13 protein-coding genes and 2 pseudogenes are annotated in these 16,407 nt (G+C 61.8%); 8 read left to right on the forward strand and 7 right to left on the reverse strand.

Annotation, left to right across the window (positions count from 1 at the left end):
* Positions 1-145 precede the first annotated feature (145 nt).
* Positions 146-1,171: a LacI family DNA-binding transcriptional regulator gene (locus AC56QX_RS18885; protein WP_497109967.1), complete on the reverse strand. Its 1,026-nt coding sequence runs from the start codon at positions 1,169-1,171 to the stop codon at positions 146-148.
* Between the two features lie 195 nt (positions 1,172-1,366).
* Here AC56QX_RS18885 and AC56QX_RS18890 point away from each other — a divergent pair, with 195 nt between their 5' ends.
* From AC56QX_RS18890 to AC56QX_RS18920, 7 genes are all read left to right on the forward strand, one after another.
* Positions 1,367-2,401, forward strand: a complete 1,035-nt coding sequence (locus tag AC56QX_RS18890; RefSeq protein WP_497109968.1) for a Gfo/Idh/MocA family protein — start codon at positions 1,367-1,369, stop codon at positions 2,399-2,401.
* Positions 2,401-3,306 carry a sugar phosphate isomerase/epimerase family protein gene (locus AC56QX_RS18895; protein WP_497109969.1) on the forward strand — a complete coding sequence of 302 codons (906 nt, stop codon included), beginning with the start codon at positions 2,401-2,403 and terminating at the stop codon, positions 3,304-3,306. Before AC56QX_RS18890 ends, AC56QX_RS18895 begins: the two co-directional genes overlap by 1 nt.
* A 115-nt stretch (positions 3,307-3,421) precedes the next feature.
* Complete coding sequence (locus AC56QX_RS18900) at positions 3,422-4,429, forward strand: substrate-binding domain-containing protein (RefSeq protein ID WP_497109970.1); 1,008 nt, start codon at positions 3,422-3,424, stop codon at positions 4,427-4,429.
* Positions 4,430-4,516: 87 nt separating this feature from the next.
* Positions 4,517-5,314: an ATP-binding cassette domain-containing protein gene (locus AC56QX_RS18905; RefSeq protein WP_497117804.1), complete on the forward strand. Its 798-nt coding sequence runs from the start codon at positions 4,517-4,519 to the stop codon at positions 5,312-5,314.
* On the forward strand, positions 5,311-6,354 hold the full coding sequence (locus AC56QX_RS18910; RefSeq protein WP_497109971.1) for an ABC transporter permease: 1,044 nt from the start codon (positions 5,311-5,313) through the stop codon (positions 6,352-6,354). The genes AC56QX_RS18905 and AC56QX_RS18910 overlap by 4 nt, the downstream gene beginning before the upstream one ends.
* 343 nt (positions 6,355-6,697) lie before the next feature.
* Entirely contained in the window at positions 6,698-7,795 is a 1,098-nt protein-coding gene (locus tag AC56QX_RS18915; RefSeq protein ID WP_497109972.1) for a P-loop ATPase, Sll1717 family, read from the forward strand.
* A 28-nt stretch (positions 7,796-7,823) separates the two neighbouring features.
* On the forward strand, positions 7,824-8,468 hold the full coding sequence (locus tag AC56QX_RS18920; RefSeq protein ID WP_497109973.1) for a cold-shock protein: 645 nt from the start codon (positions 7,824-7,826) through the stop codon (positions 8,466-8,468).
* A 2-nt stretch (positions 8,469-8,470) separates the two neighbouring features.
* Here AC56QX_RS18920 and AC56QX_RS18925 read toward each other — a convergent pair.
* The 3 genes and pseudogenes from AC56QX_RS18925 to AC56QX_RS18935 form a co-directional block, all read right to left on the reverse strand.
* Positions 8,471-10,159 (reverse strand): annotated as a pseudogene (locus AC56QX_RS18925) (ATP-dependent helicase); the annotation flags it as partial.
* Positions 10,160-10,313: 154 nt separating this feature from the next.
* A pseudogene (locus AC56QX_RS18930) lies at positions 10,314-11,157 on the reverse strand (ATP-dependent helicase); the annotation flags it as partial.
* Positions 11,158-11,238: 81 nt separating this feature from the next.
* A complete protein-coding gene (locus AC56QX_RS18935; protein ID WP_497109975.1) occupies positions 11,239-12,075 on the reverse strand; it encodes a DUF2059 domain-containing protein in 837 nt (278 codons plus the stop codon).
* 194 nt (positions 12,076-12,269) lie between these two features.
* On the opposite strand from AC56QX_RS18935, the gene AC56QX_RS18940 reads away from it, so the two are divergent.
* The gene (locus AC56QX_RS18940) at positions 12,270-14,585 is read left to right on the forward strand and encodes a glucose/quinate/shikimate family membrane-bound PQQ-dependent dehydrogenase (protein ID WP_497109977.1); all 2,316 of its coding nucleotides are present in this window, start codon (positions 12,270-12,272) and stop codon (positions 14,583-14,585) included.
* Positions 14,586-14,615: 30 nt separating this feature from the next.
* Here AC56QX_RS18940 and AC56QX_RS18945 read toward each other — a convergent pair whose 3' ends face one another.
* Genes AC56QX_RS18945 through AC56QX_RS18955 form a run of 3 tightly spaced genes read right to left on the reverse strand, consistent with a single transcriptional unit; the run spans position 14,616 to position 16,391 of the window.
* Positions 14,616-15,053 carry a hypothetical protein gene (locus AC56QX_RS18945; protein WP_497109978.1) on the reverse strand — a complete coding sequence of 146 codons (438 nt, stop codon included), beginning with the start codon at positions 15,051-15,053 and terminating at the stop codon, positions 14,616-14,618.
* A gap of 9 nt (positions 15,054-15,062) precedes the next feature.
* The gene (locus tag AC56QX_RS18950) at positions 15,063-15,218 is read right to left on the reverse strand and encodes a hypothetical protein (RefSeq protein WP_497109979.1); all 156 of its coding nucleotides are present in this window, start codon (positions 15,216-15,218) and stop codon (positions 15,063-15,065) included.
* Between the two features lie 33 nt (positions 15,219-15,251).
* The gene (locus AC56QX_RS18955) at positions 15,252-16,391 is read right to left on the reverse strand and encodes a zinc-dependent alcohol dehydrogenase family protein (protein ID WP_497109981.1); all 1,140 of its coding nucleotides are present in this window, start codon (positions 16,389-16,391) and stop codon (positions 15,252-15,254) included.
* Positions 16,392-16,407: the final 16 nt, after the last annotated feature.

The following is a 16,407-nucleotide window of genomic DNA, read 5'->3' on the forward strand; positions in this document are numbered from 1 at the left end:
CCTTAGAGCAATTCCAGGAAAAGTGTGAGCGGTTTTCTCGGGGCAAAGCGCATAGCGCTTTGCCCTTGGGAATTGCGTCAAAACAAAGAGTTAGAGCGGTTCGCCGTTTCCATGAAACGGTGAAACGCTCTAGCCGGCTCTCTCATCAATCGCTGTCGCGCGCGATTAGCTCCAGCGGCCAGACTTCGCGGATGATGCGCGGGCCTTCGGGGCCGGCGAAGGCCGGTAGCGAGGCCAGCAGCATTTCGGCCAGCCGCCGGCCCATCGGCTCCAGCGCCGGGCGGAAAGCGGTCAGCGCCGGGGAAAAATAGCGGCAAAGCGGCGTGTCGACGATGACGATCACTGCAATATCATGGCCGGGCCGGATGCCCATCTCGGCCAGCGCCTTGCAGCCGCCGAGCGCCATGGCGTCATTGTTGAAGATGATGGCGGTGGGCCGATCCTTGGAGAGCATTACGTCCGCCGTCACCTGATAGCCGCCGGCCTCGTTGATGAAGCCGTCGGCGATCAGGCCGGGGTCGACTTCAATGCCGTGCCGCTCCAGCGCTTTGCGATAGCCGTCCAGGAACAGGTAGCCGAAGTTGAGATCATGCGAAGGGCGGATGGCAGCGATGCGGCGATGGCCGCGCGCGACCAGCCGGTCGACGGCTTCATCACCCGCCCTCTCGAAATCGATATCGAGCGAAGGATAGGTGTCGCCGCCGGATTGACTTCGGCCAAGCGTTGCAAAAGGAAAGCCGGCCTTGCTGAGATAATCGATCCGATCGTCTTCCCGCCGTGTGTTGGCCAACACGACCGCGTCGGCTCGGCGCGTCTCAACCACACGGCGCAGCCTCTCCTGCTGATATTGGCCGGGCTCACCCATGACGACCATCAGATCCAGGTCATAGTCGGCGAGCCGCGCCTGCAGACCGGTCAGGAACGGGATGAAGAACGGTTCGCCATATTGCTGGTCGCCGGGATGCGGCTGCAGCATGAAGGCGATCGAACGGGTGGCGCCCTGGCGCAGGCTGCGGCCGGATTGGTTCGGCGAATAGTTGAGCTTTTTGGCCGCCTCGAGCACGCGCTGGCGGGTGTCGGCGTTGACATCGGCGCGGCCGTTCAGCGCCCGCGACACGGTGCCGATCGAAATGTTCAGGTGACGCGCAAGGTCGTGGATGCTGGACGCCAAGGACAGTTCTCCCCCGACCCTTGGCTAGCACCGGCTGCCGCTCAGGCCAAGGCTTCGGGATGATTTTCGCAGGCAGCCGATTGACATTCTACGCTATCGGGTGTGTTCTCGTAAACGTTTACGGAAAAACGTTTACGGTGATGCCGTGAATGCCGTGACATTCGGTCTGGAGGGACCGGACGGGAGGAATGCCGGATGATGAATGTCGTCCTCGTCGGCTGCGGCGCGATGAGCAGGCAGTGGCTCGATGCCGCCAGGCAGATCGACGGGCTTGCCATTGTCGGCCTTGTCGATCTCGACGCCGAGCGGGCGAAGGCGAGGGCGCGCGAATACGATCTCACCAGTGCCGTCATCGGCACCAGTCTCGACGCGGTACTCGATCAAACCAGGCCCGACGCGGTGTTCGATGTCGTGGTTCCCGCCGCCCGCCGCGACGTGGCCTTCTCTGCCTTTGCCCACAATTGCCATCTCTTGACCGAAAAGCCGCTGGCCGACAGTCCGGAGAATGCCCGTGCCATCGTCGAGGCGGCACGCCGGGCAGGGCGTGTCCATGCCGTCGTGCAGAACCGGCGCTATGTCGCCAATGTCAGGCGCATTCGGCGGTTTCTCGACTCCGGCGCCATTGGCGCGGCTACTTCGATCCATGCCGACTTCTTCGTCGCGCCGCATTTCGGCGGCTTTCGCGAGGAGATGGCGCATGTGCTGCTGCTCGACATGGCGATCCACACTTTCGACGCCGCCCGCTACATGGTCGGCGGCGAGCCGGCCAGCGTCTACTGCCAGGAATGGGAACCGGCCAATTCCTGGTACCGGCAGGGTTCATCGGCGAGCGCCGTCTTCGATCTTGGCGGCGGCAAAGTCTTCACCTATGCCGGCTCCTGGTGCGCCGACGGTTTTCGCACCAGCTGGGAAGGCAGCTGGCGCATCGTCGCCGAGCGCGGCAGCCTCATTTGGGACGGCAACGACGGCCTGAAGGCGGAAGTGGTGGCGCCGGGCCGCGATGGCCTGATCGACAAGACCCAGCCGATCGAGGTGCCGCCGCTCGATCCCGCCGACCGCGTCGGCGGTCATCTCGGCATCATCAAAGATTTCATGCACGCGATCGAGACCGGCACCGAGCCGGAGACGCGCGGCGCCGATAACATCAAGAGCCTGGCCATGGTTTTCGGTGCCATCGAGAGCGCCGAGACCGGACGCCGCGTGGCGATCACCGCACAGGAAGAAAAATAATGCCAAACCCGCTTCTCGACATCCGGATCGGCACCATGGTGCGGGCCAATCTCGACGACCCGGCAGCCTATGTCAGGCAGATCCTGCCGCTCGGTTTCGAGAGCATCCAGCCGTTCTTCTGGCAGACGTTGGGCGGCAAGGACCTTCCACGACTTGCCGGCCAGATCCGCGAGGCGATCGGTGATGCCGATGTCATCGTGTCTTCCCTAGGCGTGTTCGGCAATCCGCTGGAGGGTGGCGAGGTCGATCGCGGTGTGCTTGCGGCTTGGGAAACGGCCATCGACAACGCGCATCTGTTCGGCACTTCGATGGTCAGCGGCTTCACCGGGCGCCTGCGCGGCAAGAAGCTGACCGACAGCCTGCCGCGCTTCCGCGAAGTGTGGGGTCCGCTGGCCAAACGCGCCGCCGACAAGGGTGTGCGCATCGCCTTCGAGAATTGCGCCATGGACGGCAACTGGGCCTCTGGCGACTGGAACATCGCCCATAATCCGGACGCCTGGGAGCTGATGTTCAATGAAGTGCCCGACGACAATCTGGGGCTCGAATGGGAGCCCTGCCATCAGCTCGTCTATCTGATCGACCCGATGCCGCAGATCCGCAAATGGGCGCCGCGCATCTTCCATGTCCATGGCAAGGACGCCACGGTGCGCTGGGATGTGATCCGCGAACACGGCGTGTTCGGCCGGCTGCCCTTCGTGCAGATGCGCACGCCGGGCTTCGGCGACAGCGACTGGACGCGGGTGATAAGCGAATTGCGGCTGGCCGGCTACAAGGGCGCCATCGATATCGAGGGCTGGCACGACCCGGTCTATCGCGGCGACCTCGAAATCACCGGGCAGGCACGGGCGCTGGAGTATCTCAAGCAATGCCGGGGAGGTGCGAGCTACCTGCCAAACCCGACGTGAGACCAAATTTGATGTGAGAATTGGGCGGCGGGAGGAGCCGGCCGGTAAGTCGTACTGCCGTAGCAATCGTCAAAAGCCCCTCGGCTGACGAGGGAAACAATGGGAGGACAAGTGCATGAGCATCGCGATCAGAACGACACTTCTGCGCACGACCGTCGTGGCCGCCGCCACGGCGCTGTGCGCCGCCATCTCGACCTTGCCGGCACAGGCGCTCGACGCCCAATGGTGCAAGGATGTCCATATCCGCTTCTTCGTCGGCGGCGCCGAGGGCGACGCTTTCGGCACCATCGTCTATAACGGCGCCAAGCAAGCGGCGGCCGATCTTGGGCCGAAGGTCGACTATATCTTCTCCGGCTGGGACGTCGAGAAGATGGTGCAGCAATTGCGTGAGGCGGTTGCGGTCAAGCCGGGCGGCATCGCCATGATGGGCCATCCCGGCGACGACGCGATCATGCCGCTGGCCGAGCAGGCGCATAAGGACGGCATCAAGATGATGTACCAGAACGTGCCGGTGCCGAAGGTGACGGCGGCGTTCGGCGGCGGCTATGTCGGCGCGCAGCAGGAACAGCAGGGCCGCGCGCTCGGCGCCGAGGCGTTCAAGCTGGCCGGGCTGAAATCCGGTGACAAGGCGATCATGATCGGCCCGTTCGACAATGAGAGCCGGGGCGCGCGCGAGCGTGGGACAGTCGCCGCATTGAAAGAGGCCGGCGTCGATGTCGTTCAGATCAATTCTGTGCCCGAGTGGGCAGCCGATCCGAATCTCGCCATCCCGGTGATCACCGCGGCGTTGCTCAACAATCCCAGCGTCAAGGCGGTCGGCTACCCCGGCGGGCAGATGCTCGGCAACGTGCCGACATACATGCAGGCCGCGGGAAGGAAGCCCGGCGATGTCTTCAACTTCGGCTTCGACACCAGCCCGCAGATCGTCGAGGGATTCAAGGGCGGCTGGGTGCAACTGACCGCCGATCAGCAGCCATTCCTGCAGGGCTATCTGCCGATCCTCAGCCTTTGCCAGCAGGTGGTGCTGGGTCTCGCGCCGATGAATGTCGACACGGGTGCGGGCTTCGTCACGCCGCAGAATTATGAGATCGTCTCAGAGCTCGCCAAGCAGGCGCTGCGCTGACCTCCCAAGGCTGCCGGCCGGGTTGACCCGGCCGGCAGGACCGCCGGTTAAGAAGGCCGGCAAGCGACAATGACAAGCGAGGATCCGATGGCCGAACGCATCATCGAACTGCGCGATATCAAGAAATCCTACGGTCAGGTCTATGCGCTTGGCGGCGTCAATCTCAGCGTCGACCGCGGCGAGGTGGTCGGCCTGATCGGCGACAATGGCGCCGGCAAGTCGACGCTGATTAAGATCCTGTCCGGCGTCGTCAGGCCGACCAGCGGCGAGATTCTTGTGCGCGACAAGCCGGTGAGCGGCTGGAGCGCAGCGCGCTCGCGCGACGCCGGTATCGAGACGGTGTTCCAGGACCGGGCGCTGGCGGTGCAGCAGACCATCGTGCGCAACATCTTCATGGGCCGCGAGCTCACCGGCTTCATGGGCTTCCTGAAGGTCAACAAGGAGATCGAGGAGGCAAGCCGGCTCATGCGCGAGATCGGCTTCACCTCGAAAGTGTTCACGCCGCATTCGATCGTCGGCCAGCTCTCCGGCGGCGAACGCCAGGGCGTGGCGATAGCCCGCGCCATCTACAAGCAGGCGGAGCTGATCATCCTCGACGAGCCGACGACGGCGCTGTCGCTGACAGAGACGGCAAAAGTCTTCCATTTCGTGCGTCAGGTGCGAGCCGGCGGCCGCTCGATCCTGTTCATCGGCCACAACATCCATCATGTCTTCGACATCGCCGACCGCTTCGTGGTGCTCGATCGCGGCAAGGTGGCGCTGACCGCCGACCGGAGCCAGGTCAAGTCGGCGGAGGAGCTGATCAATTTCATGGAAGACGTCGCGCACCCCGGCGGATTGCCTGGGTTGCACGAGGCCGGCGAAGCGGAGCAGCGAGCGCGATGAGCAAGACCATGGAACCCGATCTCGAAACGCCTCTCGGCGCGCATGGAGCCGCCCGCAAAGAGTGGAAACATCCATCCGATCACTGGCTGCGCGGCTTCGTCCTCGACAACCGTGCCTCGCTCGGCACGCTCGCCGTGTTCATCGTCATGATGGCGGTGTTCATGATCGCCAACCCGACCGTGTTCACCACCTGGTATCTCTACAGTTCGGTGCTGACGACGCTCCCAGTTGCGCTGTTCGTGGTCGTGCCGTTGGTCTTCGTCGTCACCTGCGGCGAGATCGACCTGTCATTTCCGGCGACGATGGGTTTTGCCTCCTGGGTCTTCGCCCTGGTGGTGCAGGCCGGCTACGATCCGTTCCTCGGCATTGCCGCAGCACTGGTCACCGGCATGCTGCTCGGCTTCCTCGTCGGGTCGCTGGTCGTCTATGGCGGCCTGTCGTCGCTGATCGCCACGCTCGGCATGAATTTTCTGCTGCGCGGCCTGATCCAGATCATCAACGAGGGCAAGTCGATGGCGCTGACCGGCCTTGCCGACAGCCCGGCCTACAAGATCTTCTCCAGCCAGGCTTATGGCATCCCGGTGCAGATCTTCTGGGCCATCGCCTTCGTCGTGCTGTCGGCGATGCTCTACAACAGGCACCGTTTCGGCGCGCAGGTGAAGGTGGTCGGCGACAACCCCGACAGCGCCCAGCAGATGGGCATCGACGTCAAGCGCGTGCGGGTGAAAGTGTTCGTCTTCGTCGGCATAGGTGCTGCGATCGCCGGCACCTTCTCGGTGATGATCAACTTCACCTGGTGGCCGACCGCGGGCGACGGCTATCTCCTGCCGGTGCTGGCCTCGGTGTTCGTCGGTGGCACCCCAACCTGGGGCGGCATCGGCACGGTTGCCGGCGGCGCCATCGGCGCGGTCACTGTGTCGTTCATCCAGACCGGCGTCGTGGCAGCAGGCCTGAGCGGCTTCTACGTGCAGTTCTTCAACGGGCTGATCATCATCCTGTCGCTGCTCGGCCATAAGTGGAACCAGGCAAGGTATCGGTGAGGGGGCCATCCAGAAGAAGGCTTAGCGGGGGTAACTGAAGGAAAATCCTCTTCACAACGGATGACAGCGTCAAGGCCTGGGGGCGGGCGAAAAAGAGGCGAATTGAGCGGTTTCGTCCAGGCTCTGTCACGCCAAAGAGGCTGAGACTACTGAAAAAGAGTGCTCGCTTCCACGGCGCTTGGCTGCACGCAGCCACGACTTTTCGCGGTGCGGTCCTACCGCTTCGTCTGTTTGCAATGGTGGGCTAGTAGCACAACACACTCGCCGGGCGTCACTGCAGAGTGGCCATTTTGACAGTCAGGCAAACATCTGACACGTTCCCCAAAACCGGCGAGGCGGAATCATGCCCATATACAAGCCATTTGTGAATCTGAATGTTGGATTTAGCAATGCTGAGAACTATCGACGCCGAGAGAACAAAGCGTTGTTGTCAAAATATTTTGTTGGCGATCAGTTTTTAGATCGGATTATTGATCCGAATATATACTATGTTGTTGGAGAAAAAGGGACTGGCAAAACTGCCTACGCTACGTACTTGGCCAACAATGTCTATAAGAATAATAGAGTGTCAACATTCGATGTTCGTCAAACAGAGTATCAAAAATTTATAGAGCTAAAGCGTCAAGGCCACTTGCCTTTGAGCCAGTATGTTGAAGTCTGGCGTACTCTGCTCTTAATGGCGAGCGCGTCTAGTGTAATTTCACAGTCCGGAACTCCTGAATTTCTCAGACGCTTTACGAAGTTAGGTGCTTTGAAGAAAGTTATAGACGATTTCTACCAGAACGCATTTGCACCTGAAATTGTCAAAATGCTTACTTTCGTAGAGTCTGGAGAGGTCGCGTCGTCGTTGCTGGCAAAATACTCTGGTATTGAGTCGGGTATTTCAGCAAAAAGCGGCTTTCAGGCTGGTGATTCGAATTCTATTTTTCAGACAAACCTACTAAAGATACGCAAGGCGTTCGAAGCCGCGCTAAGTGGCGTAAAGCTAGATGAAAACATGATAATATTTATTGATGGCATCGACGTTAGGCCATCGGACATTGCCTATCCCGACTATTTTGATTGCGTTAGGGGCTTGGTCGAGGCGGTATGGTCTATCAACAACGATTTTCTCGCGAATATAAAGGATAGCAAAGGACGAATAAAGGTAGTATTGCTGGTAAGGCCAGATATTTTTCTGAGAACAGGTCTTCACAATATAAATACAAAACTCAGGGACAATTCTGTTTTTCTAAACTGGATGACTACATACAAGGATTACCGAAACTCTCTGTTGTTCAAAGTTGCTGATCGCCTCTTATCTGCCCAGCAGGACAATCCGATATTGAAGTTGGGCCAAGCTTGGGATCACTACTTTCCTTTCTTTCGCAGAGAATGTCAAATCCGGGTCCGTCTCCGGCGAGAGCGGGACAAATTCATTTCTATCCTTCCTTCGTTTTAGTTACTATAGACCTCGTGATATTACCAGTATGATTGCTACTATTCAGGATATCTTAAAAAAGAAGCCGGACGTATCTGCGTATGTGTCAGAAAAGGATTTTGACGACCCTTCCTTTCGTGATGCTCACGCAGAGTACTTGCTTGGAGAAATTAGAGATCAACTATTGTTTTATTATTCACAAGATGAATATGACGTTTTTTTACAATTCTTCCTGTATTTAAAAGGGAAAAGAAAATTTACTTTTGAGGAATATTTGGCTGCCTTTAATGAATTTATATCGGAGTGTGATGCGTCCGGCAAGATTTTGCCTCAATTTTTTGAGAACGAAGGTGTCTTTCTGCAGTTTCTTTACGATCAAAACGTTATTTGTTACAAAGAACGTGATGGAGATGATCGGCAGGATTCAGAACCTTTTATACGATGGTGTTTTAGGGAGAGGACGCTATCAAACGTGGAGAAAACAGAGAAGATTCGAAGTATCGGTACCGTTATAAGCCTCAACCCTGAAAAGGGGTTCGGCTTTATTCGGGGTGGTGAGAACCACGCAGATTACTATTTTAAAATGGCGGACCACACTGGAAAGTCTCAATTGCGACTGGCGGATAAGGTTTCGTTCGAAGTTAGCACCAAGTACGCAAAACCGAGAGCAACCGCAGTCAAACGGGAGCGCTAATCTCACACCGCCGCGACAAACCCGTCCAGCACGCGTTTCTGGCCGGCTTTGTCGAAGTCGATGGTCAGCTTGTTGCCTTCGATGGCCGAGATGTTGCCGTTGCCGAATTTCTGGTGGAAGACGCGGTCGCCGACGCTGAAGGCGGACGGCGTGTCGGAGACGGATTTTGCGACCAGTTCGCCGTCGATGGTGCGGCCTTTGACCGAGGTGCGACCGGCGCCGTAGCCGCTGTCGGTTTCGCCGTAGCCGATGCGCTCGACCTGGTGGCCGGAGCGCGTGCCCCAGTTGCGGTCGGTCGCCTCGGTGCGGTTGGCCTGCGCGCGCTGCCAGCCCGGCGTCGAATAGGTGTTGGAGAAGGCGCCGGATTTTTCGGTGCTGGCGCCGACATTATCGAAGCGCGAGGCGCCATAGGGGTTCTGCCGGCCGCCGCCACGGCCGGAGGCGAATGAGCCGCCGCCATAGGAATTGCCATAGCCGCCATAGGAATTGCCGCTTTCAGCGATCTCGACATGGGATTCCGGCAGTTCCTCAAGGAAACGCGACGGGATGGTCGATTGCCACAGCCCATGGATGAGGCGGTTGGAGACGAACCAGATATGCAGGTTCTTCTTGGCCCGCGTCAGGCCGACATAGGCGAGGCGGCGCTCTTCCTCCAGCCCTGAGCGGCCGCCTTCGTCAAGCGCGCGCTGGTGCGGAAACAGGCCTTCCTCCCAGCCGGGGAGAAAAACCGTCTCGAATTCGAGGCCTTTGGCCGAATGCAGCGTCATGATCGAGACGGCGTCCTGCCCGGCATTCTGCTCGGCATCCATGACCAGCGCCACATGTTCGAGGAAGGAGCGCAGCGACTCGTACTCCTCCATCGATCGGATCAGTTCCTTGAGGTTCTCCAGCCGCCCCGGCGCTTCGGCCGAGCGGTCGTTCTTCCACATGTCGGTGTAGCCGCTCTCCTCGAGAATGGTCTCGGCGAGCTCGGTGTGCGGCTTGGTTTCCAGCGCCTTCTGCCAGCGTTCGAAATTGGCGGCCACTTCGCGCAGTGCTGCGCGCGGCTTCGGCTTCAACTCGTCGCTTTCGGCGAGGTTGGCGGCGGCCTCCAGCATCGGGATGCGCAGCGCGCGCGCCGTGTCGTGGATCTGGCGGATGGTGGCTTCACCCAGCCCGCGCTTCGGCACATTGACGATGCGCTCGAAGGCGAGGTCGTCGCCGCCGTTGGCAACGACGCGGAAGAAGGCCAGCGCGTCGCGGATTTCCATGCGCTCGTAGAAGCGCGGGCCGCCGATGACGCGGTAGTTGAGGCCGAGCGTGATGAAGCGGTCCTCGAAGGCACGCATCTGGAAGGACGCGCGGACAAGGATCGCCATGTCGTTGAGATTATGCTTCTCGCGCTGATAGGCCTCGATGGTCTCGCCGATGGCGCGGGCCTCCTCCTCCGAATCCCAGGAGGCGTGGACGTTGACCTTGCCATCCTCCGGCTCGTTGCGGTCGGTGAACAGCGTCTTGCCGAAGCGGCCCTCATTGTGGGCGATCAGGTGGGAGGCGGCGCCCAGTATGTGCGCGGTGGAGCGGTAGTTGCGCTCCAGCCGGATGATGGTGGCGCCCGGGAAATCCTTGTCGAAGCGCAGGATGTTGTCGACCTCGGCACCGCGCCAGCCATAGATGGACTGGTCGTCATCGCCGACGCAGCAAATATTAACGGTGGCCGGGCGCGGATTTCCCTCCCCCTTGAGGGGAGGGTGGCCGGGCGAAGCCCGGTCGGGTGGGGTCCTCGCGGCAGTGCGCGATGCTGCAGCGGTGCCTTCTGCGGCGACCCCCTCCGCCCGCTTCGCGGGCACCTCCCCCTCAAGGGGGAGGATTGCGGCCGTTGCGCCAAAAGCCGCAGCCACATGTATTGGGCGGTGTTGGTGTCCTGGTATTCGTCGACGAGGATGTATTTGAAGCGCCGGTGGTAGTCCTTCAGCACATCCGGATTGGCGCGGAAGATGCGGATCGGGTGGCAGAGCAGGTCGCCGAAATCGCAGGCGTTGAGTGTCTTCAACCGCTCCTGATAGGCCTTGTAGAGTTCGCGGCCCTTGCCGTTGGCGAAGGCGCGGGCGTCGCCCTCGGCGATATCGGCCGGACCTTGCCCCTTGTTCTTCCAGCCGTCGATCATCTGCGCGAACTGCTTGGCCGGCCAGCGCTTGTCATCCAGCCCCTCGGCCTGGATCAGCTGCTTGATCAGCCTGACGACATCGTCGGTGTCGAGGATGGTGAAGTCGGAGCGCAAGCCGGCAAGCTCGGCATGGCGGCGCAACAGCTTCACGCCGATCGAGTGGAAGGTGCCGAGCCAGGGCATGCCTTCGACATTGCCTTCGCCGATCAGGATGCCGATGCGCTGCTTCATCTCGCGCGCGGCCTTGTTGGTGAAGGTGACGGCGAGGATCTGCGACGGGAAGGCCTTGCCGGTGGCAAGGATGTGGGCGATGCGGGTGGTCAGGACTCGGGTCTTGCCGGTGCCGGCGCCGGCCAGCACCAGAACCGGGCCTTCGGTGGTTTCCACCGCCAGCCTTTGTTCCGGGTTGAGCCCCTTGAGATAGTCGGGTGCACTGTTCTGGCCGCTGCGGGCAGCCATGGCGCGCGCGGCAATGCCCGACGGGGCCGTGGGCCGCGCATTGGGTTCGTCGAAAAAGGGCATGTCTTCCGAAAAGCCGGACATCTCCCCCGAATGTAGTGATTCGGTGGGGAAAGACCAGAACTGTCTACGTTTTGTTCCCGGTAAAGTGCCCGATACCGCGGTTCAGGCCTTGCGGTAGCCGAGGGCGACGAAAAATCGATGGCCGAACGAGCGGGCCTCGTCCGTCATCACCGCGCCCAGGGCGACCTGCATCTGGTCGTAATAGCGGCCGCCGGCGGGTGAGGTCAGGAAGGCCTCATAAAGCCTGAGGTCGGCCATGGACATATCCCGGTAGACGTAGGCTGAAGATTCCATGGCATCGTTGTCGATGTCACGGCGAAGCCCTTCGGTTTGCTTGCGCAGCAGGGCCATTACCTGGTCGTCGGGCAAGGGCTTTCCGGCCGCGCCCAGCATTTCGGTGAGCATCGCATAGCCCATGTTCAAGGCGACGGCTTCGCCCGTGTCGACGGCGCTGATATCGTCCATCATCTTCCTGTACAATGCGAGCCGGGCCGGATCCCTGGATGGAAGCTCGCCGAGGATCTTGGCACCCTCGATCTTCTTGGCCTCCTTTGCTTCCGGTGCGGAAGCCTGGATCTCCAGCGACGTGACCTGCTTGCCCAAGGGCGAGGCATAGAAAGCAGCGAGGTCGGACAGGTCCTTGGCGGACAGCTTGCCATCCATTCGCGCTTCGATAGCCGTCTCCATCTTGTTCGGGTCAAAGGCACCTTCCATGGCGGCGGCAAGGGCGTCCTGGACTTTTTGCACCGGAGTTCCCGGCGCCGATTTCACGGCCGCGGTGAAACCCGGGCCGATGCCCATCAGCATCTCGTGCAAGCCGTTTACCTTGTTGATGTCGCCGATTGTCTGCGCTGGCGCGGCCACGGTGCCGGCAACAAGCGCGACGAGGCAGCAGAGCACAAGCGCCATGCGCGTCAGAGGCGGAACGAATGACAGCATTTTGCTTGCTCCACGGAAGAGACGATCAATAGAGACTGCTGGAAAACCTGCATGCAGGCAAGATGAATTGCCACCTTGGCGTGTGGGCCAACTTGACAGGCGGGGCAGGCGGGAGAAAGCTGTACCGAGGGCAGGAACGGTGCGCCGGTTTGCCCGTGGCCGCGCGAGCGCGCAACAGTCGAAGGAGTATCATCTTGGCTGTCACCATCACCGCCCTCATCCTATTCCTCATCGGCCTGGCGCTCGGCGCCGGCGGTATCTGGTTGGCCTCGCTGGGTGGCAGCTGGTACTACATCATCGTCGGCGTGGCGTTCCTGATCGCCGCCTGGCTGCTCTACCGGCGCCGCTCCACGGCGCTGTGGCTCTACGCGGCAATCGTGATCGGTACGCTGGCCTGGGCGGTCTGGGAAACCGGCTTCGACTGGTGGGAACTCGGTCCGCGCGGCGGCATCATCGTGCTGGTGGCGCTGTGGCTTTTGACGCCGTGGGCAAGGCGGGGTCTTGCCGGTCCTGACGGGCGCGCGCCGCTGATCCTGGCCGTGCTGGCGTCGCTGGCGGTTGCCGGTTATTCGATGACCACGGACCCGAAGGACATTGGCGGCGCGCTCGACACCGACAAGGTGATCCCCAACGCCAACCTTGGCAATGATGTGCCGGCGGGCGAATGGCACTTCTATGGCCGCACACAGTTCGGCCAGCGCTATTCGCCGCTCGACCAGATCACGCCTGACAATGTCGCCAATCTGCAGCCGGCCTGGACCTACCGTACCGGCGACGTGAAGGGGCCGGACGACGTCGGCGAGACCACCTATCAGGTGACGCCGCTTAAAATCGGCGACACGCTCTACATCTGCACGCCGCACAATTTCGCCATCGCGGTAGACGCGGCGACGGGCAAGGAGAAGTGGCGCTACGATCCCAAGATCAAGCTCGACAAGGACCGTCAGCACCAGACCTGCCGCGGCGTGTCCTATTATGCCGATGCCGCGATTGCTGCCGGCCAACCCTGCGGAAGCCGTGTCTACCTGCCGACCTCTGACGCGCGGCTGATCGCGCTCGACGCCGCCACCGGGCAGGTCTGTCCCGCCTTTGCCGAGGGAGGCACGCTCAACCTCTTGACCGGCATGCCATACCCGAAGTCGGGCTATTACTACTCGACCTCGGCGCCGCTGATATCAGGCGGCAAGATCATCGTCGGCGGCGCGGTCAACGACAATTATTCGACGCAGGAGCCGTCCGGCGTCATTCGCGCCTATGATGCCAGCACCGGCAAGCTGATCTGGAACTGGGATTCCGGCAATCCGGACCAGACGACGCCGCTGCCGGCCGGCCAGACCTATACCGCCAATTCGCCCAACATGTGGTCGACGCCGAGCGCCGACGAGAAGCTTGGCCTGCTCTACGTGCCGCTCGGCAACCAGACGCCGGACCAGCTCGGCATGGGCCGCAGCGCCAATGTCGAGAAATTCTCCTCCTCGATCACGGCTCTCGACCTCAACACCGGGCAGTTGAAATGGGTGCGGCAGACCGTGCATCACGATCTGTGGGACATGGACGTGCCGGCGCAGCCGACCCTGATCGACATCACCAAGGCGGACGGCTCGATCGTGCCGGCGCTGGTCGGGCCGACCAAGCAGGGCGACCTCTATGTGCTTGACCGGCGCACCGGCGAGCCGGTGATTGCCGTTAAGGAAGTGCCGGCGCCCGGCGGCGCCATCGAGGGCGACCATGCGTCGCCGACGCAGCCGGTCTCCGATCTTACCTTCATGCCGAAGCCGCTCACCGGCGCCGACATGTGGGGCATTACCATGTTCGACCAGCTGGCCTGCCGGATCGAATTCCAGGGCCTGCGCTACGAGGGCCGCTATACGCCGCCTTCCGTACAGGGCTCGCTGATCTATCCCGGCAATTTCGGCACCTTCAACTGGGGCGGCGTCGCTGTCGATCCGGTGCGGCAGGTGATGTTCGGCATGCCGACCTATCTCGCGTTCAAATCGCAGCTTATTCCGCGCGACCAGGTGCCGCCGCCGGATGAGGGGCGCGGCAGCGAACAGGGGCTGAATCGCAATGAAGGCGCCCCCTATGCGGTGGTGATGGGACCGTTCCTGTCGCCGCTCGGCATTCCCTGCCAAGCGCCGCCCTGGGGTTATGTCGCGGGCGTCGACCTCAGGACCGGCGCGATCGCCTACAAGCACCGCAACGGCACCGTCTACGACATGACGCCGCTGCCGCTGCCGCTGAAGGTCGGGGTGCCCGGCATTGGCGGGCCGATGATCACCGCCGGCGGCGTCGCTTTCCTCGGCGCGGCGGTCGACGACTATCTGCGCGCCTATGATCTAACGTCGGGCAAGCAGCTCTGGCGGGCACGCTTGCCGGCCGGCGGGCAGTCGACACCAATGACCTATACGGTCGCCGACGGACGCCAGTTCGTGGTCATCGTCGCCGGCGGCCACGGCTCGGTTGGCACCAAGCCTGGGGATTATGTGATGGCCTACGCGCTGCCGAAGTAGGGGGCGCGCTCGCCGAAAACAGTTTCGGCGCTAGCCGAGGCCCAGATGGCTCTTCAGGCTGGGCACCGATCCCAGCACCTGATTGGTCAAATCGGGACCGGCGGCTGCTTCAGCCTGCTGGACCAGAGCCTCGCCGGCCTTCTGAATCTGCGCAATGTCGAGCCCGGATGCCTTGAGCGCGGCAAGGCCATTGACCAGCGCGCCGGCCTTCTCGCCGAGAACGCCGCCAAGCGCGCCCTGCAGCGAAGACAGGAAGCCGCCACCGCCACCGGCCGGGGCTGCGGCCATGACGTCATACTGGTGCGCAAGCTCGTCGGCGCCGGGAATCTTGGCGAAAAACGACGAGGCGCTGGTGCCTTCGGCCTCATGCTCCAGAACCGAGAAAATGGTGCCGACGACCTTTTCCGTCGTCGCCTGGTCGAGGCCCGCCTTTTGGCTGACGGTATTGACGATATCCTGGACGTTCATGATCTCACCTCAACCTTGGGTTTTCGTGCCTACCGGATGGCGCTGGCGGCTGCGGACCTTGACCATGGACTTCCGGCTCGCCGCGACAACAGTCGCGCGCATCGCCAGAATGGCGGCCGCGGCAACCATGAAGGCGGTTGCCAGGATCGGCGAAGGCATGATCATCGGCGTTTTCCTTTTCAGATCGGCCGTTCAGGCTCAGATCGGCCTTTCAGGACCGTGGCCGCGCCATGGGGCGACCGGATGGTCAGTTTCCCCTACTATTGTGGCAGCGACACCAGGATTTGTCGTCGATGACAAGAATGTGATGACGCTCCGGCTAGCCTCTCGATCGTGGCGAATGACGATCTTGCCGAAACTATTGCCACGCGCGTAATGGCGGAAAGCCGCTAACGCATCTTCGAACGGGAAGACGCTGTCGATGACCGGCTTGAGCCCGTGCATGGCGATGGCATTGTTCATGGCGAGAAACTGGGCGCGGCTGCCGACGGCAATGCGCCTGACGGTGGTGACGGTGGCGGAGAGGGCGGCGATGCTGATCGACGAGGTGCTCTTGTCCAGCCAGCCGACCTGGCTGATCTGGCCGCTGAACGCCACGGCCTTCAAGGATTGCTCCATGGTTACGGCGCCGCCGACCTCGACAATCACGTCGACACCGCGGCCGCCGTTCAGTTCGCGCACCTTGGCACGCCAGTCCGGGGTCTTGCGGTAGTCGACCACCGCATCTGCGCCAAGGTCCAGCAGGCGCTCTGCCTTGCTGTCGCTGGACGTGGTGGCGATGACGCGGGCGCCGAACAGCTTGGCCAGCTGCAGCGCAAACAGCGACACGCCGCCCGACCCTTGAGTCAGCACGGTCTGACCTGGCAATAACGGTGCGCCACCCGAGATCGCGTTCCAGGCTGTGACGGCCGCGCAAGGCAAGGTGGCAGCCTCCTCGAACGACAGATGCGGCGGTATGTGCACGGCGGCATCCTCGGGCAACAGGGCGTATTCGTTCAGCATGCCGTCGAGCGACCCGCCGAGCTGTGCGGCAAAATCCCAGCCGAACGGCCCGTCGATCCAGCGCGGGAAGATGGCGGCGGCAACCCTGTCGCCGACCTTGACGCGGGTGACGCCGTCGCCGATGGCGACGACTTCGCCGGCACCGTCGGAAACAGGGGTGAGATCGGGCTTGACCGGCAGCGGATAGTAGCCCTGCAGGATCGACAGTTCGCGGGCGTTGAGCGAGACGGCGCGCACGGCGACCAGTATCTGGTGCGGGCCGGGCGTGGGGATCGGCTCGTCGTGCATGACGATGCCGTCAATGCCGCCGCCGAGATTGGCACGGTAGGTTTTCATGGTGTTTTCCTGTCGG

The organism is Mesorhizobium sp. RCAM 06353 (assembly GCF_059683585.1).